Consider the following 24,031-nt stretch of genomic DNA (forward strand, 5'->3'; position numbering starts at 1 on the left):
AACCTATTTAATTTATTTTAAATAGGTTTTAGGTTTTAAAAATAACAATTAAGGAATAAGTAAGCTTGATCCTTGAGATTGTCTACTTTCAAGGTAACGATGTGCCTCTTTCGCATCTGCTAAAGCAAATTTCTGATTATCTGGCACACTTACATCAATTTTACCGCTACCAATTAACGTAAATAGCGCTTCACTTGCGGCATCTAGCTCTTCACGCGTTGTGATATAACCCGAAATGGATGGGCGCGTCACATACAGAGAACCTTTTTTATTGAGAATACCTAAATCGACACCCGTTACGGCACCTGATGCATTGCCAAAACTCACCATTAAGCCACGGCGTTGCAAGCAGTCTAACGAATCTAACCACGTTGCTTTACCAACAGAATCGTAAACAACAGGCACTTTTTGATTATTAGTTAGCGCCAACACACGTTCCACAATCGACTCAGTCTGGTAATTAATCACTTCCCATGCACCTGCGGCTTTTGCTTTGGCAACTTTTTCATCGCTGCCTGCTGTACCAATCATTTTCGCACCAATGGCTTTCGCCCATTGGCTTGCAATTAAACCAACGCCGCCAGCAGCCGCGTGGAATAAAAAGGTTTCACCCGCTTGTAATTTATAGGTTTCATTGAAGAGATAATAAACCGTTAATCCTTTTAAGAAAGAGGCGGCAGCTTGTTCAAAAGAGATATTATCAGGCAGACGTGCCACTTTATTTTCTGGTACATTATGCGTATCGCTATAAGCCCCTAATGGAGATTGTGCATAAACAACTCTGTCCCCTTCTTTTAGTGAAGTCACTTTAGCGCCTGTTTTGATAATAATGCCCGCAGCTTCAGTGCCTAATCCACTTGGGAATTGGCTTACAGGATATAACCCGCTACGTACATAAGTATCAATATAGTTAATACCAATTGCCTTATTGGCAACTTGAACTTCATGATCGCCAAGAGGAGCGGGTGTAAATGTTGCAAACTCAAGAACATCTACATCGCCATGAGTTGCAAATTGAATACGATTAGCCATTACTATCTCCTTTGTAGGATGAGAGATTAAATAAACGAGCGCAAAAAAGACCTTCAGAGATAATGACAAAGGATAGCTATTTCTACAAGGCACAGATAATTGGGTTAGCGTATACTAATACGCTGACTGACACTTTTTCGATTTTATGCAGGATTTATGGCCAGAAACAAGACCACTGACAAGCTGATGTCTGATATTAAAGACCGACAAATGGAGGGATTAAAGCTACCTCCCCATTCGCTGGAAGCAGAGCAGTCCGTGTTAGGCGGTCTGATGATAGATAATGAACGTTGGGATAATGTTTCTGAACGCGTCACCGCTGAAGATTTTTATAGCCGACCTCATCGTACTATTTTCTCGCAAATGCAACGTTTGTTGGAATTAGGCAAACCTATCGATCTTATTACGCTATCCGAAGCATTAGAACAAAATGCGGAGTTAGACAGCGTAGGAGGTTTTGCTTATTTAGCTGAACTTTCAAAAAATACGCCAAGTGCGGCGAACATCAACGCTTATGCGGATATCGTCCGAGAGCGTGCGGTTGTTCGCGATATGATAAAAGTTGCCAACGAAATTGCAGATGCAGGTTTTGATCCTCAAGGACGCACCAGTGAAGATCTACTCGACTTTGCTGAATCAAGAGTGTTCCAAATTGCTGAAACAAGAGCCAATAAAGATGAAGGCCCTAAAGCAATAGACGCTATTTTAGAAGAGACGGTTGAAAAGATAGAACAGCTCTATCAAAAACCTCATGATGGTGTCACAGGGGTTTCCAGTGGTTATCAAGATCTGGATAAAAAAACCGCAGGATTACAAAAGTCAGATTTAATTATTGTTGCTGCACGTCCTTCTATGGGTAAAACCACATTTGCCATGAACTTATGTGAAAATGCGGCAATGACGGAAGAAAAACCCGTACTTATCTTCAGTTTAGAGATGCCCGGCAACCAAATTATGATGCGTATGTTGGCATCATTATCTCGTGTCGATCAGACAAGAATTCGTACAGGGCAGCTTGATGATGAGGATTGGGCGCGTATTTCAAGCACCATGGGTATTTTGCTTGAAAAACGCAATATGTATATCGATGACTCATCGGGTTTAACACCAACAGAAGTTCGCTCTCGCGCTCGTCGTATTTATCGTGAACATGGCGGTTTAAGCCTTATCATGATTGACTACTTGCAGCTAATGAGAGTACCTTCATTATCTGAAAATAGAACATTAGAAATTGCTGAAATTTCTCGTTCTTTAAAAGCGTTAGCTAAAGAATTACAAGTTCCTGTGGTTGCTTTATCACAGTTAAACCGTAGTTTGGAACAACGTGCTGATAAACGCCCTGTTAACTCCGACTTACGTGAATCAGGCTCTATTGAGCAAGATGCTGACCTTATCATGTTTATTTATCGTGATGAGGTTTACCACGAAAGTAGTGATTTAAAAGGGGTTGCAGAAATCATCATCGGTAAACAACGTAACGGCCCAATTGGTACAGTCAGGCTGACCTTTAATGGTCAATGGTCACGTTTTGATAACTATGCTGGCCCTGCTTACGATGATGAATAATCACTAACCTTGACTTAATGAAAGGAAGTATTGGAATAATATGAAAGCGGCAACCGCAGTGATAGATCGCCGCGCTCTGCGTCACAATTTTCAGCATGTGAGAGACTATGCCCCACATAGCCACCTGATAGCTGTCGTGAAAGCAAACGCTTATGGTCATGGGTTATTAGAAACAGCATATACCTTAATGGACAATGCTGATTGTTTTGGTGTTGCGCGTATTGGTGAAGCATTAACCTTACGAAGTGGGGGAATTGTAAAACCCATTCTTCTGTTAGAGGGCTTTTTTGATGTCGCTGACCTACCTATTTTAGTCGTCAATCACATTGAAACGGTTGTTCATAGCCAAGAGCAATTAGAAGCATTAGAACAGGCAAACTTAGATGAACCGGTCAAAGTATGGATGAAAATTGATACGGGGATGCACCGTTTAGGAGTGCGGCCTGAAGATGCACAAGCCTTCTATTTACGACTTTCTGCCTGCAAAAATGTACAACAACCTGTCAATATTGTAAGCCATTTTAGTCGCGCTGATGAGCCAGATGTTCCTGAAGTAACACAAAAACAAATCTCACTATTTCAAGATTTTATTCAAGATAAAGCCGGTGATAAATCTATCGCCGCTTCTGCTGGTATTTTATTTTGGCCTCAAGTCCATTATCAGTGGGTCCGCCCCGGTATTATTACTTATGGTATCTCTCCCACTGGTGATGAAAGAACAGGTAAAGATTTTGGCTTAACTCCTGCAATGACACTGAAAACAAGCCTGATTGCCGTTCGTAAACATAAAGCGGGTGAGCCTGTTGGTTATGGTGGTACATGGGTAAGTGAAAAAGACACTTATCTTGGTGTGATCGCGATTGGTTATGGCGATGGTTATCCTCGTAGCGCACCTTCAGGTACGCCTGTGTGGATCAATGGTCGAAAAGTGCCTATTGTTGGTCGAGTTTCAATGGATATGATCAGCGTCGATTTGGGGACAGAACTGGTTGATAGTGTTGGTGATGAAGCAATTTTATGGGGAGATGTATTGCCCGTAGAAGAAATTGCCAAATATAGTGGTATTAGCGCCTATGAGTTGATTACGAAATTAACCTCGCGCGTCATCATGGAATACCTAGACGAACAATAATACAGACGATATTGTATCCCTATGACACACTAAAAGTGATTGGAGAAGAAGCCGTGTTTCAACAGGTTGAAGCGTTTCCGGGAGATCCGATTCTCTCATTGATGGATGTTTATAACAAAGACCCACGTCAGGATAAAATTAATTTAAGCATTGGTCTTTATTATGACGAAGAAGGCAAGACCCCTATTTTAGGAACAGTTTCCGTTGCGCGTCAGCAACTTAATGCCATGACTCCTACCGCAACACTTTATTTACCAATGGAAGGGCTGGCACCTTATCGCAGCGAAATTCAAGATCTCCTTTTCGGTGCAGATAATCCTCTCATTGCAGAAAAGAAAATTGCCACAATCCAAACATTAGGTGGATCAGGCGCATTAAAAGTGGGTGCTGATTTTCTGCATCGTTATTTCCCAGGATCAGAAGTGTGGATAAGTGATCCAACTTGGGATAACCATGCCTCTATTTTTGCTGGCTCTGGTTTCAAGGTGAATTACTACCCTTACTTTGATCCTGAAACCAAAGGCGTAAAATTTGAAGCGCTACTCGATTGCTTTAAAAATCTGCCTGAAAAAAGCATCGTATTGATGCACCCATGTTGCCACAATCCAACAGGCTCTGATCTGACTAAAGATCAATGGGATCAAGTCACTGAAGTATTAAAAGCTCGCCAAGCAATTCCATTCTTAGATATTGCTTATCAAGGCTTTGCTGAAAATTTAGATGAAGATGCTTACGCTATTCGTACTATGGCAAAAGCAGGATTACCGATACTTATCAGTAACTCTTTTTCAAAAATATTTGGGATCTACGGTGAACGTGCTGGTGGTCTATCGATTGTTTGTGATAATGCCACTGAATGCGAAAATGTATTAGGCCAGTTAAAAGCGGGTGTACGTCGTATCTATTCAAGCCCTGCAAATTATGGTGCGCAAATTGTCAATAGAGTGCTATCAGACCAAGTTTTAACGGCACAATGGCAAAAAGAAGTCGCGCATATGCGTGATCGCATTAAAGAAATGCGCGTTACTTTAGTCGAAGCTTTAAAAATTGCCCTGCCTGAAAAGAATTTTGATCATCTATTAACTCAACGCGGTATGTTCAGCTATACCGGTTTTACACAAGCACAAGTTGATAGATTACGTGACGAATTTGGTATTTACCTTGTCGGTACTGGCCGTGTTTGTATGGCGGGTGTTAATACAGGTAATGTTCAGCGTATTGCACAAGCTTTTGCGGCTGTAAGTATTTAAGCCAATCAACACAATTTCACGATAAAAAAATACCTGCCTATTTTCATAAGCAGGTATTTCTTTTTACTGCAATACTGCATCACAACATCACTGTCGCTTTAGGTTTTCGCCTTTTATATATTGACAGCTTGCTTCTTTTCCCCAGCATTACGACGCGCTTTTTCTTCCATAATCTCAATGATTTGAATATCGGTATGTTGCATTGCACGACTCGCTAATGCACAGAGATTCGCTATTGAGCTATCGACATCGTCACTGACAATACCATCAGTACCCGTAACACTTTGATTTTGCATCGCCATTAATACGGCTTTATAAGCACTCGCTGCACTACTTGATACTTTCATTGCACAGCTATTCGATGCGCCATCACAGATAATGCCACTGATATCACCAATCATACTGTTGATAGACATACTGACTGTGTTGAAATCTTTTGTGAGTAACCATGCCATTCCTGCGGCAGCTCCCATTGAAGCGGTTGTTGCAGCACAAAGGGCAGAAAGTGGTGGGAAATGGCTATGAACATAAATTGCCATTAAGTGAGATAAAACCAATGCACGCAGTAAGGTTTCATCATCTGCTTTAATAAATTCAGCAACCACCATTACAGGTAATGTTGCGGCAATGCCCTGATTACCCGAGCCTGAATTACTCATTGCAGGCAATACCGCCCCACCCATACGAGCATCAGAGGCTGCTGATGCTCTGATCATGATTTCATTAAGTAAGTCTTTACCTAACAAACCTTTCTCTTGTTGCAGAATTAAGGTACGACCAATGGCTAATCCATAGGTGTTTTGTAACCCTTCTTCTGATAAAGCACCATTTAAACGAGCAGCATTGAGCATAAACTCAATTTCACTCACTGGCACATTAAGTGCGAAGTGATAAATATCTTCAGCACAAACATCAGTAAAAGGTTTTTCATCAGTAGATTCACAATGGTTAAGCGCTGATTTATCTTCTTCAAAAACAACGTTACCGTTACATTCACAGCGAACAACGTGTGTATGCTCTCTTGCAATACTGACGATGGCATAACCAGATTGGCTATATACTTTCGCTTCAGAGTAAAGAACATCTTCACAAGGTGCTTTTACGCCCACTGTGATTTTACCTTGAGCAACCAGTGTCTTAGCTTGAGCAACTGCATCAGTAGATGCTTTTAACAAGACCTCCAACCCAGCATCAGGATCTCCTCCTGTCGCACCTAATGCGGCTGCAATAGGTAGCCCAGCCATTCCCGTTCCCGGCACTGTTACGCCCATTCCGTTTTTCATCAAGTTTGGTGAAACCCAAGCTTCGACACGAACAACAGGTTCACCTAAAAGCGCAGTTGCTTTCGCGGCTGCCAATGCTAATGAAATTGGCTCAGTACACCCTACTGCTGGCTTAACACCTTCACGTAACTGACGAACAAACTGTGACCATAAATGAGAATTTTTGTTCTGGCTCATAATCTAACACCTTGGATTAATTTAGTTTTTAAAAACAACGCCTAACTAGAACCGAAGTTGGCGACTATGAAAATGCCAAGAACGGAGAGATAACGAGCAGTAAACCGGTAAAAATAATCAGGTAGAGCGATGCACCTTTGTATTTGTGTAACATTGGTACTTTGTACACTAAGTATGCAGGAATAAGACAACCCACCATACCGAAGATAGGGCTACAAATTGAGGTAAAACTCAGCACCGGCGCATTCAGAATGATTGCACCCCATGCTAAAAGCACAGCGAAAATCATGATGCCGTTTTGTACCCATTTTTGGTTGATTTTGTCTGCTGGGAGATAGCGTTGCAGAATATTCATAACGATCCCTTGTGTCGCTTCACGGAAACCTAAGTAGACACCAAAGAATGCAGTCATTACGGCAAAGATATTCAACATAACGCTTACAACAGTTACCCAACCACCAGGGAAGAATTTCGCCGCAATCGCTAATGCAGAGATATTTTGTTCATACGCTTTAACGGCTTCATCATGACCCATTGCTAATGTGAATGAGATTGCATAGAAGAAAACCGTACAGAACAACACACCGAACGCGATGTTCATTGCGCGTAACGCTTTGTGGCGAGCAACTTCACGGTTTTTATTACGACCACGGTAAGAGATAACCATAGGGCTTAATGTTTGGATAAACAGAATTGAAGTCAGGGTAAAAGGTAATGTAATGATTGCTTCTTTGATTAAGCGTCCAGCTGGTGGTAATGCACCCACATTATAAAGATGCCACATACCAATCATGGAGATCCCTAACGCTGCGACCACAAGCAGTTTAGTCAGTACCATAAAGCTTGATACTTTAAACAGTAATTGTTCACCACGAGAAGAGATAGCGACTAAAGCGCAAATCAAGATCAAACCATAGAATGGATTTTCTGACAGTAAACCGTCAGTAACACCAAATGTTTGTAAGTAAGAAGCACTGTCATTGGTGATTGCTGTTGAGTAAACAAACATCCAAATGACTAACATCACAAAGTAGAGTGCGCCTAATAAAATACCCCAGTTTTTACCGAGATAACCGGTGATAACGCTTGGGTAGTCTTTACACTCAGGAGATTCAGCCAACGTATTAATAAATAGACGTTGGAAAAGGTACATAGCAGGATAACCAATGATCGAGGATAGTAGGAAAACCCATAATCCCATCAGACCTACCTGCACAGGTAAAAATACAATACCTGCACCGATAGCCATACCGATACTCATGATAACCCAGCCCGCATCATTGCCGTCAAATTTAATTGCTGCACGCCATTCTTGTTCTGTCATACCTGCGCGGCGAGCGCCAGCACTAGTTGCGGGATAGCTTGTGGTCTCTGTTTTTGAGGAAGCCGTTTCCATATTAGTACTCACTTTTTATATTGTAATTGTTAATAGCAAAACGAATTTTGGGGGTAAAAAAGTCTATCTAACATTGCGATGTCGAAATAGCCTTACTTTTTGCAGGTATTATTTATTATGGGTAAATGATAGGAAATATTACGGAGAAAAAAGTTGTTATAAATCGTGATAGCCCGAAATGATTTAGAAAAAAATTCTATCGTAAGGAGAAAAGTAGGATTATCTGTTCAAAGAGCACAGTAAATAATAACCCTCCCTCTACTGTAACCTTTAGAAACAAATAAGCAATTGATTAATAATCAAAAATATCTATTGTTATACAATAATAGTCAAGTATAACAATTGAAACAAATCACCAAATAAACTGTGCTGTCCATCACGATAGTCTATGATAATCCTTTCTATTTAGCTTTGTTATCTCGTATTTGGTTAAAATACCGTTACAAAACAGCATAATTAACCATTTAATCTATTTTTTATAAAAATAGGCGACTAATAAGATTAAAAATAGATAAGGAAGTATATAGCCTCAAAAGAATACTATTTGCGATAGAATTAAATTCTATCGCACCTGATGGATTTACTTTTCTTGAAGAAAGCGCGCTACAAACAGTAAAGTGTTTATTGTTCGTAGCGCTTAGATCATAAGGGAATAAGTAGTGTTATCTTAATAACCCCGCTCTAAGATTGGTTTTAAGAATCTTGCAGTATGCGAGCCTTCAAACTCTGCAACTTGCTCTGGTGTGCCTGACACTAAAATTTGACCACCACCACTTCCGCCTTCAGGGCCAAGATCCACAATCCAGTCTGCTGTTTTGATCACATCAAGATTATGCTCAATAACAACAATGGTATTACCTTGGTCACGTAACTGATGAAGCACTTCAAGTAGCAACTCAATATCAGCAAAATGAAGCCCTGTTGTAGGCTCATCGAGAATATAAAGAGTCTGTCCCGTACCACGTTTTGATAACTCTTTTGCTAACTTAACTCGCTGTGCTTCACCACCCGATAAAGTCGTTGCTGATTGCCCCAAGCGAATATAAGAAAGACCAACATCAATCAATGTTTGTAGTTTACGAGCTAACGCAGGCACGGCATCAAAAAACTCTCTCGCCTCTTCAATGGTCATATCCAACGCTTCGTGAATATTTTTTCCTTTGTATTTTACTTCAAGGGTTTCACGGTTATAACGTTGACCTTTACATTGATCACAAGGCACATATACATCCGGTAAAAAGTGCATTTCTACTTTAATAACACCATCACCTTGGCAAGCTTCACAGCGCCCGCCTTTCACGTTAAAACTAAAGCGACCTGGTGTATAACCACGAGTACGAGATTCAGGTACACCCGCAAATAACTCACGAATAGGTGTAAAGACACCTGTATAAGTTGCAGGATTTGAACGAGGGGTACGACCAATAGGGCTTTGGTTTATATCAATGACTTTATCGAAATATTCTAGCCCTTCAACATCTAAATAAGGCGCAGGTACACTGTTTGTAGCCCCATTTAATTGGCGTTGTGCAATAGGGAATAACGTATCGTTGATCAGCGTGGATTTACCTGATCCCGAAACACCTGTAATACAAGTAAATAAACCTACGGGTAATTTTAGATTTACATTTTTTAAGTTATTGCCTTTTGCTCCAAGAATGGTCAGCATTTTTTCGCGATCAACAGGCACACGTTGCTCTGGAATTGCAATACGGCGTTCACCACTTAAGAATTTCCCCGTCAAGGAATTCGGGTTATTAATAATATCTTCAAGCGTCCCTTGGGCAACAATCTCACCACCATGAACACCCGCACCTGGGCCAATATCAATAATATGATCAGCGGCACGAATAGCGTCTTCGTCATGCTCTACAACGATCACCGTGTTACCCAAATTACGCAAGTGGATCAGCGTTTCAAGTAGGCGATCGTTGTCTCGTTGATGTAACCCAATTGAAGGTTCATCCAACACATACATAACGCCAACTAATCCCGCACCAATCTGACTCGCTAAGCGAATACGTTGTGCTTCTCCCCCTGATAAAGTTTCCGCAGAACGAGAAAGTGTGAGGTAGTTTAATCCCACATTGACCAAAAATTTTAATCGGTCACTAATCTCTTTTAAGACTTTTTCTGCGATCTTCGCTCGCTGACCACTCAATTTTAGATTTTGGAAAAAGGTCATTGCATGACCAATGCTGTAATCTGCTATTTCAGGTAATGTGGTATTTTCAACATACACATTGCGCGCTTCTCGACGTAAACGTGTACCACCACAAGAAGCACAAGAGCGGTTACTAATATATTTAGAAAGCTCTTCACGTACCGCACTAGATTCTGTCTCACGGTAACGGCGTTCCATATTATTTAATACACCTTCAAAAGGATGATGACGCACAACAACATCACCACGATCATTGGTGTATTTAAATTCGATATTTTCTTTGCCTGAACCCGTTAAAATGACTTTTTGAATGTTATCTGGTAACGAATCAAAAGGCGCTTCAACATCAAAATGATAATGCTCACCCAATGAGCGAAGCATTTGGAAATAGTAAAAGTTACGGCGATCCCATCCTTTAATTGCCCCACCAGCAAGAGAGATTTCTCTATTTTGGATCACTAATTCAGGATCAAAAAATTGCTGAACACCTAAACCATCACAAGTTGGACAAGCACCCGCCGGATTATTAAAGGAGAATAAACGAGGTTCTAGCTCGCTCATACTGTAACCACAAACAGGACAGGCAAAGTTTGCAGAAAAAACAATATCATCAGCATTGTTATCATCCATATCAGAGATAACAGCAGTACCACCAGAAAGCTCTAATGCGGTTTCAAAAGATTCTGCTAAACGTTGGGCAAGATCGTCACGCACTTTAAAACGGTCAATCACCACTTCAATGGTATGTTTTTTCTGTAATTCTAGTGTTGGTGGATCAGAGAGATCGCACACTTCGCCATCAATACGCGCACGAATATAGCCTTGGGCAGCAAGATTGTTGAGCAACTTAATATGCTCGCCTTTACGCTCTTTCACCACAGGTGCTAACAGCATTAAGCGCTTGCCCTCTGGTTGTGCCAGTACATTATCAACCATTTGGCTAACGGTTTGAGCGGCTAATGGAATATCGTGATCAGGACAACGAGGCTCCCCCACACGAGCAAATAAAAGACGCAAGTAGTCGTGAATTTCTGTAATCGTTCCCACAGTCGAACGCGGGTTATGCGACGTAGATTTCTGCTCAATCGAAATAGCGGGAGACAAGCCTTCAATATGATCAACGTCAGGTTTTTCCATTAAAGAAAGAAACTGACGAGCATAGGCAGAAAGCGATTCGACATAGCGTCGCTGCCCTTCTGCATAAAGCGTATCAAAGGCTAAAGAAGATTTACCTGAACCAGAAAGCCCCGTAATAACAATCAGTTTATCGCGAGGAATGATCAAATTGATATTTTTTAGATTATGGGTGCGAGCGCCCCGTACTTCGATTTTATCCATGAATATATCCCGGATTGAGAGAGTCGCCGAAAAAGAAAGAATCGGATAATTATGACACAAAGTTAACTGAATGGATATACAGTATATATAGTGAAATTGATTGATGATGTAACTCTGTCATTTTGAGACAAAAAATATCGACAATCTTCGCAAATGAGAAATTCATCACACGTCATATTCAAATTTTAGCGTACGTGATAAACTTATTCGCTTATGATTTCAAAAAATTTACTTTCGCAGGAGTACCGCACATGGCGAGCAGAGGCGTAAACAAAGTTATTCTTATCGGTAATTTAGGGCAGGATCCAGAAATCCGTTATATGCCAAGTGGTGGTGCAGTTGCAAACCTGACACTGGCAACATCAGAAAGCTGGCGCGATAAACAAACCGGTGAAATGAAAGAAAAAACCGAGTGGCACCGTGTGGTAATTTTCGGCAAATTAGCGGAAATTGCAGGCGAATATCTGCGTAAAGGTTCACAAGTGTATATCGAAGGTCAATTACAAACACGTAAATGGCAAGACCAAAGCGGTCAAGACAGATATAGCACTGAAGTTGTGGTCAATATCGGTGGCTCCATGCAGATGTTAGGTGGCCGTGGTGGTCAAGATGGCGCACCTTCACAAGGCGGTCAAGGCGGTTGGGGTCAACCACAACAACCACAAGCATCACAACAATTTAGCGGTGGCGCACAATCTCGCCCTGCACAACAACCCGCAGCGGCTCCAGCACCAAGCAATGAACCACCAATGGACTTTGATGACGATATTCCGTTTTAACGGTCACCTGAAACCTAGTTTCAGAAAAAATCATCTAAAACCATCTAAAAAATTAACCCAGCTTAGGCTGGGTTTTTTGTTGATGATCATGATAGATCACCATGAAAAGTTATTTTCATAAAACCCCACTTTACACAAAGGTTTACTCTTGAAAAATATGATAGGATCTGTGCCATTAATAACGTCTGAGAGCATCTGATCCCCATGAATGAAGATAAATTGCTCGCTCAGGCAGAAAAGATCTGCCAGAAACGAGGTGTTCGCCTGACTTCACAACGTCTGGCAGTATTACGTCTGATAATGCAGCAACCTTCTGCTATCAGCGCATACGACTTATTGGATTTATTACGCCAAATAGAGCCACAAGCAAAACCACCAACCGTCTATCGTGGGTTAGAGTTTTTACTTGAGCAAGGATTTATCCATAAAATTGAATCCACTAACAGTTATGTACTTTGTCATCATTTTGATGATGTCGAACATACGTCAGTAATGCTAATTTGTGACCGTTGTTTATCTGTCACGGAAAAGAACAGTCATAAAATCGAAAATTCAATTTCATTACTGGCAAAAGAGAGTGGATTTCATTTACGACATAGCGTCATCGAAATTCATGGATTGTGTTCACAGTGCCACGAAGCACAAGAGTGTACACATCCTGAAGGTTGTCATCATGATCACAGTATGGATGATAATCTTAAGCAGAAAAAAACCGGTGACTATAAGCCTCGTTAAGCTTATAAAATACAAAAAGCCAGCTAAATGCTGGCTAATACGTGTTCTACTTTTGAATTCTCATTTCAGCTAATGAATACGCTTTACTTTCTTCACTCTTACCAATAGCAATAACTAAAATAACGACTTCTGAATCAATGATTTGGTAAACCAATCGAAAACCAGATGCTCGTAATTTAATCTTATAGCAACCCGAGAGATCACCTTTTAAGCGAGCAGACTCTATATAAGGGTTTTCCTGTAATTTTTTTAATTTCTTTTTAAATTGTTCTTTAATGCTTTGATCAAGTTTCTGCCATTCTTTTAATGCACGCTTATCAAACTCAATATTAAAGATCATCAATATTTACTCTTATACGTTTACATGGTTTCTTCAAACGCTCACGTACAACAGCTAAAATATCCTCATCTTCATCTTGTTCACCAACAACGACAGAAACTTCAGAGAAAGGTAACTTTTCATTTTCAGAAACATAACGTAGAAACAATCTTATAGCATCTGAAGGAGATAGATTCATTTTTTCAAATACTTGATAAGCTTCTTTTTTTAGCTCATCGTCTACTCTAACTTGTATTGTTGTCATAAACACCTCCATAATTAAAACTCATCATATTGTAATTACATTTGTAGTGCAATGATGTTTTTTTATACAAAATAAAAAATGCAGATGATTTTGTGGTTTTACACATCATCTGCATCTTTTTAAAATAAGTTGTGTTGACTTACATTGGTACAAATTACAGCCATTCGCCGTTACGAATAACCCCAACGGCTAAACCTTCCACAGTAAAGCTTTGTTCGCGTAAATCGACGATAATAGGCGAAAACTCAGGGTTTTCTGCATGAAGCTCTATTTTATTACCGCTTTTCTTAAGGCGTTTTACTGTTACTTCATCTTCAATACGAGCCACAATGACTTGCCCGTTGTGAACATCTTGCGTTTTATGCACAGCGAGTAAATCACCATCCATAATACCGATATCTTTCATTGACATACCATTAACGCGCAATAAGAAATCTGCACTTGGTTTAAATAATGTTGGGTCAACTTGATAATGGCTTTCAATATGCTCTTGCGCTAAAAGTGGTTCGCCAGCTGCGACTCGCCCAATTAATGGCAATCCTTCTGGCTCTTCTTCCATTAGCAAACGGATACCTCTGGATGCACCAGAGACAATTTCTATCACACCTTTACGAGCAAGAGCTTTTAAGTGCTCTTCTGCCGCATTTGGTGAGCGAAACCCAAGTTGGGAAGCTATTTCAGCCCGTGTTGGTGGCATACCCGTTTGCGAAATGTGATCACGAACCAAATCGTAAACCTGCTGCTGCCTTGCAGTTAATGCTTTCATTCCGCCCCCTGTTTGTTTATACAGTCAGACTGTGAGTATATACAGGTATATGACGATTTGAAACCTTAAATGAATATAAAACACGCATCTTTGGATTATTTTTCGACAAAAATCGAATTTTTTAACTTTATGCGAAGAAATGCCCCCAAAGAATGGTTACCCAAGTAAATAATCCCAATATAATAGCGAGCAGAACGGCGGCAGAACCCATATCTTTTGCACGTCCGGATAATTCGTGGTATTCAGATCCAATTCGATCGACAACGGCTTCTATCGCACTATTTACCAGTTCCAAGATCACAACCAACACAACGGAACCAATGAGTAAAATGCGCTCTAGACCACTGACATCGATGAAAAATGAAAGGATAATTGCAACCAAGGTCACAATAGCTTCTTGTCTAAAAGCGGCTTCATTAATCCAAGCGGCACGAATGCCTTTGTATGAATAGCCACCAGCTTTAATGATTCGGGTAAGACCTTTATTTTGATTAGCCATAATAAACTCTATCGAAAACAAACGATTATTTTGCCACTTTTCTCTATTAATATTGTCACAGCACCACAGATCTACGAAAGACTTTCTGTTATGCTTTCGAAGTATTGCTAATAAGAGGCTACAACTATTTATGTCAGCTTGGCGTAAACTATATTATAACACATTGAATTTACCACTAAAATTACTGGTAAAAAGCAAACGAGTTCCGACTAACCCTATCACAGAATTAGGATTAGATACGTCGCGATCTTTTCTTTATGTTCTGCCTTATCATTCCAAGGCGGACTTACTGACTTTAAGGCAGCAATGTCTATCATTAGGATTGCCAGATCCACTGCAACCTATTGAAATAGGCGGAACAAAACTTCCTGCATACGTCTTTATTGATGACGGTCCAAGAGTATTCCGTTACTACTCGCCCGATCCTCGAAAAGATTCCGTGAAGACATTCCACGCTTATCTTGATGCACATCGTAATAACCCACATCTTGATATCGAGATGTTGCCAGTTTCTGTGATGTTTGGACGCTCTCCAGGTCGTGAAGGCCATAATGGTGTTCCACATTTACGTGTGCTTAATGGTATCCAAAAATTTATCGCTATCCTCTGGTTAGGTCGTGATAGTTTTGTTCGTTTTTCACCCACTGTATCAATGCGTGAAATGGCGAACGAACACGGCACTGACACCAGTATAGCTCGAAAACTCGCTCGCGTTGCGCGTATCCACTTTTCACGTCAGCGTTTAGCGGCAGTTGGCCCTAAATTGCCAGCACGCCAAGATCTCTTCAATAAATTGCTTTCATCGAAAGCCATTGAAAAAGCAATTGAAGATGAATCAAAAGCGAAGAAAATCTCACTGGATAAAGCGCGTAAAAATGCCACTGATATCATGGAAGAAATTGCAGCTAATTTCTCATATGAAGCGGTGCGTATGAGTGATCGCGTATTAAGTTGGACATGGAATAAGCTCTACCAAGGTATCAACGTTTATAATGCCGAACGCGTGCGCAAACTCGCGCAAGATGGGCATGAAATAGTTTATGTTCCTTGCCACCGTAGCCACATGGACTACTTGCTGCTTTCTTATGTGCTTTATCACCAAGGTTTAGTACCACCACATATTGCGGCAGGGATTAACCTTAATTTCTGGCCAGCAGGTCCGATTTTCCGCCGTTTAGGGGCTTTCTTTATCCGAAGAACCTTTAAGGGTAACAAGCTTTACTCCACTATTTTCCGCGAATATTTAGGTGAGCTATTTACACGAGGCTATTCCATTGAATATTTCGTTGAAGGTGGACGCTCTCGTACAGGTCGATTGTTAGATCCTAAAACAGGAACGCTTTCAATGACGGTACAAGCCATGTTACGCGGTGAAACACGCCCTATTTCTGTTGTTCCAATTTATATTGGGTATGAGCACGTAATGGAAGTGGCAACCTATGCCAAAGAATTACGCGGAGCAACAAAAGAGAAAGAAGGCCTTATGCAGATGGTCAGAGGATTACGTAAATTACGTAACCTTGGTCAAGGCTATGTGAACTTTGGTGAGCCGATTTCTGTTGTACAATATTTAAATCAGGCTGTGCCACAATGGCGTGATGATATTGATCCCATTGAGCCACAACGCCCAAGTTGGTTAAACCCAGCAGTAAGCACCCTCGCTGATAACATTATGGTTCATATCAATAATGCAGCATCAATTAATGCGATCAACCTTGTTTCAACAGCCTTGTTGGCATCACGCCAGCGCGCACTCACAAGAGAGCAACTGTTAGAGCAAGTAGATTGTTATCTGCAATTATTACGCAATGTGCCTTATTCGGCAGATATGATTGTGTCTGATAAAAATGCTGAAGCCTTATTAGAACACGCTTTACAATCAGATAAATTCCAAGTCGAAAAAGACAGTCTGGGTGATATTGTGGTGCTTCCTCGTGAAAGCGCGGTATTAATGACTTATTACCGTAATAACACAATCCACTTAATGGTCACTCCATCATTAATTGCCAGCATCATCTTACATCATGAAAAAATTCATCGTGATGATTTAATGAAACAAGTTGAGCTAATCTTCCCTCTTATTAAAGCAGAACTATTTATTCGTTATGAGAAAGAAGAACTCCCTGAAGTCATTAATACGTTGATTGCAGAATTGTGCCGCCAGCGCCTGATTTGTTGTGATAGTGATGGCTTACTGCGTATCAACCCAGCACGTATTCGCCCATTACAGCTTTTAGCTGCCAGTGTCAGAGAAACATTACAGCGCTATGGTATTACACTCTCTTTACTCAATTTTGCCCCTGAAATTAGCCGTGCATTATTGGAAAAAGAGAGCCGTATCTTGGCACAACGTCTTTCAGTCCTGCATGGTATCAACGCGCCTGAGTTCTTTGATAAAGCGGTGTTCTCTACTTTAGTTTCAACGCTACGTGAAGAAGGGTATCTCAATGATAATGAAGATATTCTAAAAGCAGATGCTTCTGCCCTTTACCAAGTGATTGCAAAATTAATGTCACCAGAAATTCGCTTAACCATTGAAAGCGTGGGGATCACTGAAGATAACAATTCAGCACAAACGATTGACGAAAAAAGTGAGCCAAAAGCTGATGAATAATCAGTAAATAGAGCCATGGCTGAAATAGAAAAGGGATAAGCGTATTGCTTATCCCTTTTTGTTTCTACTCAATCGTAGAGAACTATTTAGCACTTATGATCTGTTAAAAATAACTAAATAAAATGCCCGCAAATAAAACAAAACCAACATAGTTATTATTCATAAAAGCTTGGAAACACGGCGCTCTTTCACGCTCTGCAATAAGTTTCTGCTGATAAATAAACAGCGCTGTGACTAACAATAGCGACCAGTAGTAGATACCTTTCAGACTCAGCAAAATACCGATACCCACTAATAATGCCAACATCACCAGTTGTAAAATACCGATAATAATTTTGTCATAACGGCCGAATAAAATGGCGGTAGATTTAACCCCAATTTTTATATCATCATTACGATCAACCATGGCATATTGTGTATCGTAAACCACAGACCAGACAATATTAACAAGGAATAATAGCCAACACACTAATGGCAAACTTTCAGAAACGGCAGCAAATCCCATCGGGATTGACCAGCCAAAAGCCATACCTAAAATAAGCTGGGGTAAATTACTAAACCGTTTAACGAAAGGATAAAACCACGCCAGTGCAAGCCCTGCCACAGAGAGCCAAATAGTCATAGTATTAAGTGTTAAAACTAATGCAAAGGACAAGAGTACCAAAACGATAAATAGAATTTTGCTCTCTTTTTCTGTCACAGCCCCACTAGGTAATGGTCGATTTTTAGTTCGTTCAACACTGCCATCAATTTTCCGGTCAGCAAAGTCGTTTATTACACACCCAGCGGCACGCATAGAGAACACGCCAATAGTAAAGACAATCAGAATATGCCAATCAGGAAAACCTTTAGCGGCAATCCATAAAGCCCAATAAGTTGGCCAAAGTAATAATAGCGCTCCGATAGGTTTATCTATACGCATTAAACGGCTATATGCTTGCCATTTACTTTGCGTCATACTTCCCTCCAATTTTAGCTCCCCCTAATTACTTCTCATACACTGGTGATGCCGGTAGAAACATCTCGGTTAATAATAAAGGTTTATCTGAAAGCTGGAAACGAGAACGGCGTAGCCAATACCCATTTTGTTGCCCGATATGAATAAAATCACGGCTTAAAGTTGTTTCCTGAAACAGATAACGCCCAAGTGGAACGGTTCTTAGATTGACCAGTTTTCTGTCTTCGCCTGTCAATGTCTCTTCTGGTACTAACGTCCGCCCTAATAACCAAGGAATATCGTCACCACACAATACCACTTCTCTTAACCAATAACGCTGACTTTTGGGTAAACACGCTCTTTCGTCAGCGGGTTCAATAATGTCAATAAATCCTTCTTGATAAGGCATTACAGTGACTTTTTGGCAATATTGTTCAAATCGCCTTGTCATGGAGCCTAATTCCATTAACCAACTTAATGTACTTTCTTGAATACTTGCATGTTCCTCACTGGGTAGCCAATGGATAGGTGCAGGGGTAATTATTGATTTTTTGAACATTTATTCATCATCACGCTTTGATGATCCTAACTAGTGTGAGTCATGATGCATAAGGATATCATGATGTGACTAAGGGAAGTTAAAAGCTGATAACATTTCGCATAAATAATCTAAAAAAGCGTTAAAAGAAAATCAGATGGAGCACTAAACAATCAAAAAACAAAGGAGGTCATAAAAACCTCCTTTCTATCTAACCAACTACTTATATTCAGTTTATTCGATTAACGCCATGCTTTATAACGATTAATCAGATTATTTGTTGAGCTATCATGGCTGTTAACACTTTCCTTACCTTTTAATTCAGGAAGAATACGATTAGCCAGTTGTTTGCCTAATTCAACACCCCATTGGTCAAAGGTGAAGATATTGAAAATAACACCTTGTACAAAGATTTTATGTTCATACATTGCGATCAATGCACCTAATGAATAAGGCGTAATTTCTTTTAACAAAATAGAGTTAGTTGGGCGGTTACCTTCGAATACTTTGAAAGGTGCAACATATCCCATGGTTTTAGGATCTTTCCCTGCTGCGGCAAATTCCGCATCAACTTGCTCACGGGTTTTACCAAAAGCGAGGGCTTCGGTTTGTGCAAAGAAGTTAGACATCAATTTTGCATGATGATCAGATAGTGGATTATGGCTAATTGCAGGTGCAATGAAATCACAAGGGATAATTTTTGTACCTTGGTGGATCAGTTGGTAAAACGCATGTTGGCCGTTTGTACCCGGCTCGCCCCAAATGATAGGACCCGTTTGATAACTCACTTTGTTTCCATCACGATCAATATACTTACCATTCGATTCCATATTGCCTTGTTGGAAGTAAGCCGCAAAACGATGCATGTATTGATCGTATGGCAGAATCGCTTCAGTTTCTGTACCAAAAAAATTGTTATACCAAATGCCAATCAGAGCGAGGATCATTGGGATGTTATTTTCAGCATCGGTTGTTCTAAAGTGATTATCCATTGCATGAGCGCCTTCCAGCAATTGCTCAAAATTGTCATAACCAACAGATAATGCGATAGATAAACCAATTGCTGACCATAATGAATAACGACCACCAACCCAATCCCAGAATTCAAACATATTGGCAGTATCAATACCAAATTTAGCTACTTCTGTACTGTTTGTGGATAACGCCACAAAGTGTTTAGCGACAAATGCACTTTCTTTAGCAGAGGCTAAGAACCAATCTCTTGCTGAGTGTGCATTTGTCATGGTTTCTTGTGTGGTAAAGGTTTTTGATGCAATAAGGAATAGCGTCGTTTCAGGATCACATTTTTTCAGTGTTTCTGCGATATGCGTACCATCAACATTAGAAACAAAATGCATAGTAAGATGGTTTTTATATGGACGTAATGCTTCTGTCACCATATAAGGACCAAGATCAGAACCACCGATACCAATATTTACAACATCAGTAATTGCTTTGCCTGTATAACCTTTCCATTCACCACTAATAATGCGCTCACTGAATGTTTTCATTTTATTCAGTACAGCATTAACTTCAGGCATAACATCTTTGCCATCAACGATGACAGGAGTATTGCTACGATTACGTAATGCAGTATGCAATACAGCACGATCTTCAGTGCGGTTGATTTTCTCACCCGCAAACATGCTATTTATCGCACCTTTAACGTCACATTCCTTAGCCAAAGCCTGCAATTTCTCTAATGTTTCTTTCGTAATACGGTTTTTTGAAAAATCCACTAGAATTTGGTCTGAAAACGTTTTTGAAAATTGCTCAAAGCGTGATGGTTCCTGAGCAAACAGTGTTTTCATCTCGGTATTTTTGATAACCGAGAAATGGTTTTCTAATGCCTTCCAGGCTAGGGTTTGGGTTGGGTTTACATTTTTCATTCACAATACTCTCTTAAGATTACAATCCAATATTCTCAGATTGTAGCCTGACATTTAATAGTTACAGTCAATTCTTTCTCATTTGATGATATTGGTCAAAACCATTCAACAAATCTAGTACTAATTACTTACATAGGTAAAACCGATAATGTGGAGCTGATTATTAATTAAATTGATTATTCTTCACTCTGCATTGACTCTCTACTTAATAACCGATATTCCTAAGTGTGTCCAACATCTCATTTTTGCCTAAAGGAATACGACAATGACTGATAATACTGCTACGCCTTCATCTGCATCATCGCCATACACTATCGCTAAATTTGGTGGCACCAGTGTTGCTAACTTTTCAGCAATGGAAAAATGCGCAGATATTATCCTGAAACAAAAGTCAGTTCGTGTCGTGGTTCTTTCAGCATCTGCTGGCATTACTAATTTATTAATTGAGCTTGCAGCAGGTACAGAGCCTTCACAACGGGAAGCTTTACTCTCACAAGTTCGTGATATTGAGTATGCAATTATCAACCAGCTTTCTCAGCCAGAAATTATTTCTCAAGAAATAAATCGCCTGCTTGAGAATATTGAGATGCTCTCTGAAGCAGCTTCACTTGCCACATCTGATGCATTGACAGACGAATTAGTCAGTCACGGTGAATTAATGTCAACCTTGCTATTTGTTGAATTATTACGTGAAAAAGGCATACAGGCAGATTGGTTTGATGTCAGAAAAGTGATGAAAACCAATGATCTATTTTGTCATGCTGAACCCGATATGGCGCAGCTTACCGAGCTTACAAAAAGCCTGATCCAACCTCGTCTAGAAGAAACCGTTATTGTCACTCAAGGTTTTATTGGTCAAGAGCCTAAAGGGAGAACCACAACTCTCGGTCGTGGTGGTAGTGACTATACGGCTGCACTTATTGGTGAAGCACTCGAAATGTCTCGTGTGGATATTTGGACGGATGTACCTGGCATTTACAGTACCGATCCAAGAATAGTGCCAGAGGCACATCGTATTGATCAAATCGCCTTTAATGAAGCGGCTGAAATGGCCACTTTTGGCGCTAAAATATTACACCCAGCCACATTATTACCCGCTGTACGTAGTGGTATTCCTGTGTTTGTTGGCTCCAGCAAAGCACCCGAAGAAGGGGGCACTTTAGTTTGCGCTCAAACAGAAAATCCGCCGGTATTCCGTGCGATTGCATTACGTAGAAAGCAAACGTTGCTCACATTACATAGCCTAAAAATGCTTCATGCGCGTGGCTTCTTAGCTGAAATTTTCACTATTTTATCACGCCATCATATTTCCGTTGATGTGATAACAACCTCTGAAGTCAGTATTGCTTTAACCCTTGATACAACAGGTACAACAAATTCATCAGGCAGTCTCTTAACAAATGCCTTATTAACCGAGCTTTCTGCATTATGTCGTGTTGAAGTAGAAGAAGATCTGGCATTAGTTGCCGTGATTGGTAATTCACTTTCACAAATTAATGGTTTAGGCAGTAAAATTTTTGGCGCATTAGAAAATTACAATATTCGTATGATAAGCCATGGAGCAAGTACGCATAATTTATGTTTATTAGTTAATGGCAAAGATGCAGATAATATTGTGCGTAAATTGCATGATACGTTGTTTTAAATAACCATATTGAGAGAGATAACGTTTATCTCTCTCAAAATTCAACCTTTATTATTGAAATGGTGTAAGCTTTAAAGAACTTCATTGAATAACAATTAGAATTAAAATCTAACTTTATTAATGGAGTAATAAAAATGATAATTTATGGTAATATTTGTAATTTTATTAAAAATAGTGCAAAAGAAATAACATCCGCCAACGCAGATAATACTTTAAAAGAAATAAAATATCAGCTTTCCTTGGTTAAAAACTCAAATGAAATTTATACAACAGTAGAGAAAAATACAATTTCTATTGTAAAAAAATTTGAGCTAGAAAAGAACCCTGCTCATAAGGTAAAAAACAATAAGTCATTAGATCAACAATGTATTGAATCAATAATGAAAATAAATAATCTTTGCAAAAATAAAGATATTAATGTAATAAAAAAATACAATACTCTATTAAATACGCTTGAAAAAGAACAGATAAAAAAAACAAGTCAAGAAAGTGAAATAAGTAAAAAAGAAATTATTTTTAAAAACAAAGAATCTCTATTTAATAAAATAAAAGGATCCAATGAGAAATTAAAAGAAATCATTGATGCACATTACCAATGCTTTCAGGCAATAACAAAAGAAATTGAAAACATTGATGATAAAAACATCACTGAAAAAATAAATGAATATAACAAATATAAATCAGAAATTCTTGAAAAAATAAATAACCATAAAATTAATAATGAAAAAGAAATGGGTTCAACTGAACTTAGACAGTATATAAAAGAACTTCAACAATATGATAATAATCTAGATAAATTTATTGAAAGCACAAATAATATCACTCACAGATATAAAAATGAATTAGATATACTTAGCGACAAAGATTTTAAATTATCTGATGGTGAAATTTTAAAAATGGTAGATCATCATGTAGGTAAATTAAAAGAAATGAACTTACAAATTAATTAACCCTTTAATTTTAAATAAAACAAAATTAAAATTTTCTAATAGGCTTCTTTTTTAGAAGCCTATTTCTTAATAATTTAATACACCCGATAACCGTTATATTTTTTCGCAAATTGATTAAATTTACCGAAATCAATTAAGGCAACCTCTAAAGTCTTATGCGATAAATGAGACATCTTCGCAATTTTTTCGACAAAAACGCGGTTATCTTCTAGCTGTTTAGCGGTCAGTGTCGAAGCAATAATCTCACACTCTTTCGGCGTGACAATCCAACCATCATTAGTAGCAAATTTATGAATAGGGATATTCCCTTCTTTTTTACTCTCTTGAGCAAGCAACGCTTCTTCTTCTTTCATTGCCTGTTTAAATAATGCTATTTCTTCTTCAACAGGCTCTGGGGAAGTCGGAGTTTTATGATAAATATAGTCCCCGACTTCTTCGATTCGTGCAGGCGTCATTTCTGCTTTTAGCCAAATTTTATCAAATGCTTTTTCATCTAAAACAGCATCAGTATCTAAGTTTCCTGTTAGTTGCATCAGATTTAAAAAAGCATTAATTAAAACTTCACTTAATGGATAATTTCCTTTTGCTAAAGAAGGAAACGGCACCTCAGCGCCAGCAGGTGGTGTTTTCTGAAGGTACAAAGTATAGCTCATTGTAATGTCCTTTTTTCTGATACAGGTTTATAGCTTAAACATCTTTAATGGGAACGGCTAGAGGAAATAACAAGGAGATATTGCTATCCCCTCACTATTTATTA

General features: G+C 39.4%; 20 protein-coding genes. 8 read left to right on the forward strand and 12 right to left on the reverse strand.

Annotated elements, in window-relative coordinates:
- Positions 1–48 precede the first annotated feature (48 nt).
- On the reverse strand, positions 49–1,032 hold the full coding sequence (locus tag BTA34_RS14955) for a quinone oxidoreductase (RefSeq protein ID WP_151436245.1): 984 nt from the start codon (positions 1,030–1,032) through the stop codon (positions 49–51).
- A gap of 156 nt (positions 1,033–1,188) precedes the next feature.
- Here BTA34_RS14955 and dnaB point away from each other — a divergent pair, with 156 nt between their 5' ends.
- From dnaB to BTA34_RS14970, 3 genes are read left to right on the forward strand one after another with little or no spacing between them, the layout of a single operon-like run.
- Positions 1,189–2,598, forward strand: coding sequence for a replicative DNA helicase (gene dnaB, locus BTA34_RS14960; protein ID WP_023583065.1), 1,410 nt, complete (start codon positions 1,189–1,191; stop codon positions 2,596–2,598).
- A gap of 40 nt (positions 2,599–2,638) precedes the next feature.
- Complete coding sequence (gene alr / locus BTA34_RS14965) at positions 2,639–3,730, forward strand: alanine racemase (protein ID WP_151436246.1); 1,092 nt, start codon at positions 2,639–2,641, stop codon at positions 3,728–3,730.
- A gap of 53 nt (positions 3,731–3,783) precedes the next feature.
- Entirely contained in the window at positions 3,784–4,980 is a 1,197-nt protein-coding gene (locus BTA34_RS14970; protein ID WP_151436247.1) for an aromatic amino acid transaminase, read from the forward strand.
- A gap of 113 nt (positions 4,981–5,093) precedes the next feature.
- On the opposite strand, the gene BTA34_RS14975 is transcribed toward BTA34_RS14970, so the two are convergent.
- From BTA34_RS14975 to uvrA, 3 genes are all read right to left on the reverse strand, one after another.
- On the reverse strand, positions 5,094–6,440 hold the full coding sequence (locus BTA34_RS14975) for a serine dehydratase subunit alpha family protein (protein WP_151436248.1): 1,347 nt from the start codon (positions 6,438–6,440) through the stop codon (positions 5,094–5,096).
- A 64-nt stretch (positions 6,441–6,504) separates the two neighbouring features.
- Positions 6,505–7,836, reverse strand: coding sequence for an amino acid permease (locus tag BTA34_RS14980; RefSeq protein ID WP_151436249.1), 1,332 nt, complete (start codon positions 7,834–7,836; stop codon positions 6,505–6,507).
- A 667-nt stretch (positions 7,837–8,503) separates the two neighbouring features.
- The gene (uvrA, locus tag BTA34_RS14985) at positions 8,504–11,338 is read right to left on the reverse strand and encodes an excinuclease ABC subunit UvrA (protein ID WP_151436250.1); all 2,835 of its coding nucleotides are present in this window, start codon (positions 11,336–11,338) and stop codon (positions 8,504–8,506) included.
- Positions 11,339–11,589: 251 nt separating this feature from the next.
- On the opposite strand from uvrA, the gene ssb1 reads away from it, so the two are divergent.
- Together ssb1 and zur are read left to right on the forward strand one after the other, a co-directional pair.
- Entirely contained in the window at positions 11,590–12,117 is a 528-nt protein-coding gene (gene ssb1 / locus BTA34_RS14990) for a single-stranded DNA-binding protein SSB1 (protein WP_099076296.1), read from the forward strand.
- A 204-nt stretch (positions 12,118–12,321) separates the two neighbouring features.
- Positions 12,322–12,852: a zinc uptake transcriptional repressor Zur gene (gene zur / locus BTA34_RS14995; RefSeq protein ID WP_151436251.1), complete on the forward strand. Its 531-nt coding sequence runs from the start codon at positions 12,322–12,324 to the stop codon at positions 12,850–12,852.
- A gap of 46 nt (positions 12,853–12,898) precedes the next feature.
- Here zur and BTA34_RS15000 read toward each other — a convergent pair whose 3' ends face one another.
- From BTA34_RS15000 to BTA34_RS15015, 4 genes are all read right to left on the reverse strand, one after another.
- Positions 12,899–13,192, reverse strand: a complete 294-nt coding sequence (locus tag BTA34_RS15000; protein WP_151436252.1) for a type II toxin-antitoxin system RelE family toxin — start codon at positions 13,190–13,192, stop codon at positions 12,899–12,901.
- Complete coding sequence (locus BTA34_RS15005) at positions 13,182–13,436, reverse strand: type II toxin-antitoxin system RelB/DinJ family antitoxin (RefSeq protein ID WP_023583073.1); 255 nt, start codon at positions 13,434–13,436, stop codon at positions 13,182–13,184. Before BTA34_RS15005 ends, BTA34_RS15000 begins: the two co-directional genes overlap by 11 nt.
- Before the next feature lie 154 nt (positions 13,437–13,590).
- On the reverse strand, positions 13,591–14,202 hold the full coding sequence (lexA, locus tag BTA34_RS15010) for a transcriptional repressor LexA (protein ID WP_151436253.1): 612 nt from the start codon (positions 14,200–14,202) through the stop codon (positions 13,591–13,593).
- 127 nt (positions 14,203–14,329) lie between these two features.
- The gene (locus BTA34_RS15015) at positions 14,330–14,701 is read right to left on the reverse strand and encodes a diacylglycerol kinase (RefSeq protein ID WP_151436254.1); all 372 of its coding nucleotides are present in this window, start codon (positions 14,699–14,701) and stop codon (positions 14,330–14,332) included.
- 130 nt (positions 14,702–14,831) lie between these two features.
- On the opposite strand from BTA34_RS15015, the gene plsB reads away from it, so the two are divergent.
- A complete protein-coding gene (plsB, locus tag BTA34_RS15020) occupies positions 14,832–17,315 on the forward strand; it encodes a glycerol-3-phosphate 1-O-acyltransferase PlsB (RefSeq protein WP_151436255.1) in 2,484 nt (827 codons plus the stop codon).
- Between the two features lie 103 nt (positions 17,316–17,418).
- Here plsB and ubiA read toward each other — a convergent pair whose 3' ends face one another.
- From ubiA to pgi, 3 genes are all read right to left on the reverse strand, one after another.
- The gene (gene ubiA, locus BTA34_RS15025; protein ID WP_151436256.1) at positions 17,419–18,273 is read right to left on the reverse strand and encodes a 4-hydroxybenzoate octaprenyltransferase; all 855 of its coding nucleotides are present in this window, start codon (positions 18,271–18,273) and stop codon (positions 17,419–17,421) included.
- A gap of 28 nt (positions 18,274–18,301) precedes the next feature.
- Positions 18,302–18,811 carry a chorismate lyase gene (gene ubiC / locus BTA34_RS15030; RefSeq protein WP_023583078.1) on the reverse strand — a complete coding sequence of 170 codons (510 nt, stop codon included), beginning with the start codon at positions 18,809–18,811 and terminating at the stop codon, positions 18,302–18,304.
- 221 nt (positions 18,812–19,032) lie between these two features.
- Positions 19,033–20,679 (reverse strand): glucose-6-phosphate isomerase, encoded by a 1,647-nt coding sequence (pgi, locus tag BTA34_RS15035; RefSeq protein ID WP_151436257.1) that lies wholly within the window; start codon positions 20,677–20,679, stop codon positions 19,033–19,035.
- Positions 20,680–20,944: 265 nt separating this feature from the next.
- Here pgi and lysC point away from each other — a divergent pair, with 265 nt between their 5' ends.
- Both lysC and BTA34_RS15045 read left to right on the forward strand, forming a co-directional pair.
- The gene (gene lysC, locus BTA34_RS15040; protein WP_151436258.1) at positions 20,945–22,324 is read left to right on the forward strand and encodes a lysine-sensitive aspartokinase 3; all 1,380 of its coding nucleotides are present in this window, start codon (positions 20,945–20,947) and stop codon (positions 22,322–22,324) included.
- Between the two features lie 134 nt (positions 22,325–22,458).
- Positions 22,459–23,274, forward strand: a complete 816-nt coding sequence (locus tag BTA34_RS15045; RefSeq protein ID WP_151436259.1) for a hypothetical protein — start codon at positions 22,459–22,461, stop codon at positions 23,272–23,274.
- A 74-nt stretch (positions 23,275–23,348) separates the two neighbouring features.
- On the opposite strand, the gene BTA34_RS15050 is transcribed toward BTA34_RS15045, so the two are convergent.
- Positions 23,349–23,927 (reverse strand): hypothetical protein, encoded by a 579-nt coding sequence (locus BTA34_RS15050; protein WP_265576111.1) that lies wholly within the window; start codon positions 23,925–23,927, stop codon positions 23,349–23,351.
- Positions 23,928–24,031 lie beyond the last annotated feature (104 nt).

Origin of the sequence: Proteus sp. CD3 (assembly GCF_008808075.1) — a bacterium.
GTDB lineage: Bacteria > Pseudomonadota > Gammaproteobacteria > Enterobacterales > Enterobacteriaceae > Proteus > Proteus appendicitidis.

What these genes read in the sequence shown, in the direction of transcription:
- BTA34_RS14975 (WP_151436248.1), bottom strand. Translation starts at nt 6,440, where the DNA reads ATGAGCCAGAACAAAAATTCTCATTTATGGTCACAGTTTGTTCGTCAG.
- zur (WP_151436251.1), top strand. Translation starts at nt 12,322, where the DNA reads ATGAATGAAGATAAATTGCTCGCTCAGGCAGAAAAGATCTGCCAGAAA.
- ssb1 (WP_099076296.1), top strand. Translation starts at nt 11,590, where the DNA reads ATGGCGAGCAGAGGCGTAAACAAAGTTATTCTTATCGGTAATTTAGGG.
- BTA34_RS15000 (WP_151436252.1), bottom strand. Translation starts at nt 13,192, where the DNA reads ATGATCTTTAATATTGAGTTTGATAAGCGTGCATTAAAAGAATGGCAG.
- BTA34_RS15050 (WP_265576111.1), bottom strand. Translation starts at nt 23,927, where the DNA reads ATGAGCTATACTTTGTACCTTCAGAAAACACCACCTGCTGGCGCTGAG.
- BTA34_RS14980 (WP_151436249.1), bottom strand. Translation starts at nt 7,836, where the DNA reads ATGGAAACGGCTTCCTCAAAAACAGAGACCACAAGCTATCCCGCAACT.
- dnaB (WP_023583065.1), top strand. Translation starts at nt 1,189, where the DNA reads ATGGCCAGAAACAAGACCACTGACAAGCTGATGTCTGATATTAAAGAC.
- ubiC (WP_023583078.1), bottom strand. Translation starts at nt 18,811, where the DNA reads ATGTTCAAAAAATCAATAATTACCCCTGCACCTATCCATTGGCTACCC.
- alr (WP_151436246.1), top strand. Translation starts at nt 2,639, where the DNA reads ATGAAAGCGGCAACCGCAGTGATAGATCGCCGCGCTCTGCGTCACAAT.
- uvrA (WP_151436250.1), bottom strand. Translation starts at nt 11,338, where the DNA reads ATGGATAAAATCGAAGTACGGGGCGCTCGCACCCATAATCTAAAAAAT.
- lexA (WP_151436253.1), bottom strand. Translation starts at nt 14,202, where the DNA reads ATGAAAGCATTAACTGCAAGGCAGCAGCAGGTTTACGATTTGGTTCGT.
- plsB (WP_151436255.1), top strand. Translation starts at nt 14,832, where the DNA reads ATGTCAGCTTGGCGTAAACTATATTATAACACATTGAATTTACCACTA.
- pgi (WP_151436257.1), bottom strand. Translation starts at nt 20,679, where the DNA reads ATGAAAAATGTAAACCCAACCCAAACCCTAGCCTGGAAGGCATTAGAA.
- BTA34_RS15045 (WP_151436259.1), top strand. Translation starts at nt 22,459, where the DNA reads ATGATAATTTATGGTAATATTTGTAATTTTATTAAAAATAGTGCAAAA.
- BTA34_RS15015 (WP_151436254.1), bottom strand. Translation starts at nt 14,701, where the DNA reads ATGGCTAATCAAAATAAAGGTCTTACCCGAATCATTAAAGCTGGTGGC.
- BTA34_RS15005 (WP_023583073.1), bottom strand. Translation starts at nt 13,436, where the DNA reads ATGACAACAATACAAGTTAGAGTAGACGATGAGCTAAAAAAAGAAGCT.
- BTA34_RS14955 (WP_151436245.1), bottom strand. Translation starts at nt 1,032, where the DNA reads ATGGCTAATCGTATTCAATTTGCAACTCATGGCGATGTAGATGTTCTT.
- lysC (WP_151436258.1), top strand. Translation starts at nt 20,945, where the DNA reads ATGACTGATAATACTGCTACGCCTTCATCTGCATCATCGCCATACACT.
- ubiA (WP_151436256.1), bottom strand. Translation starts at nt 18,273, where the DNA reads ATGACGCAAAGTAAATGGCAAGCATATAGCCGTTTAATGCGTATAGAT.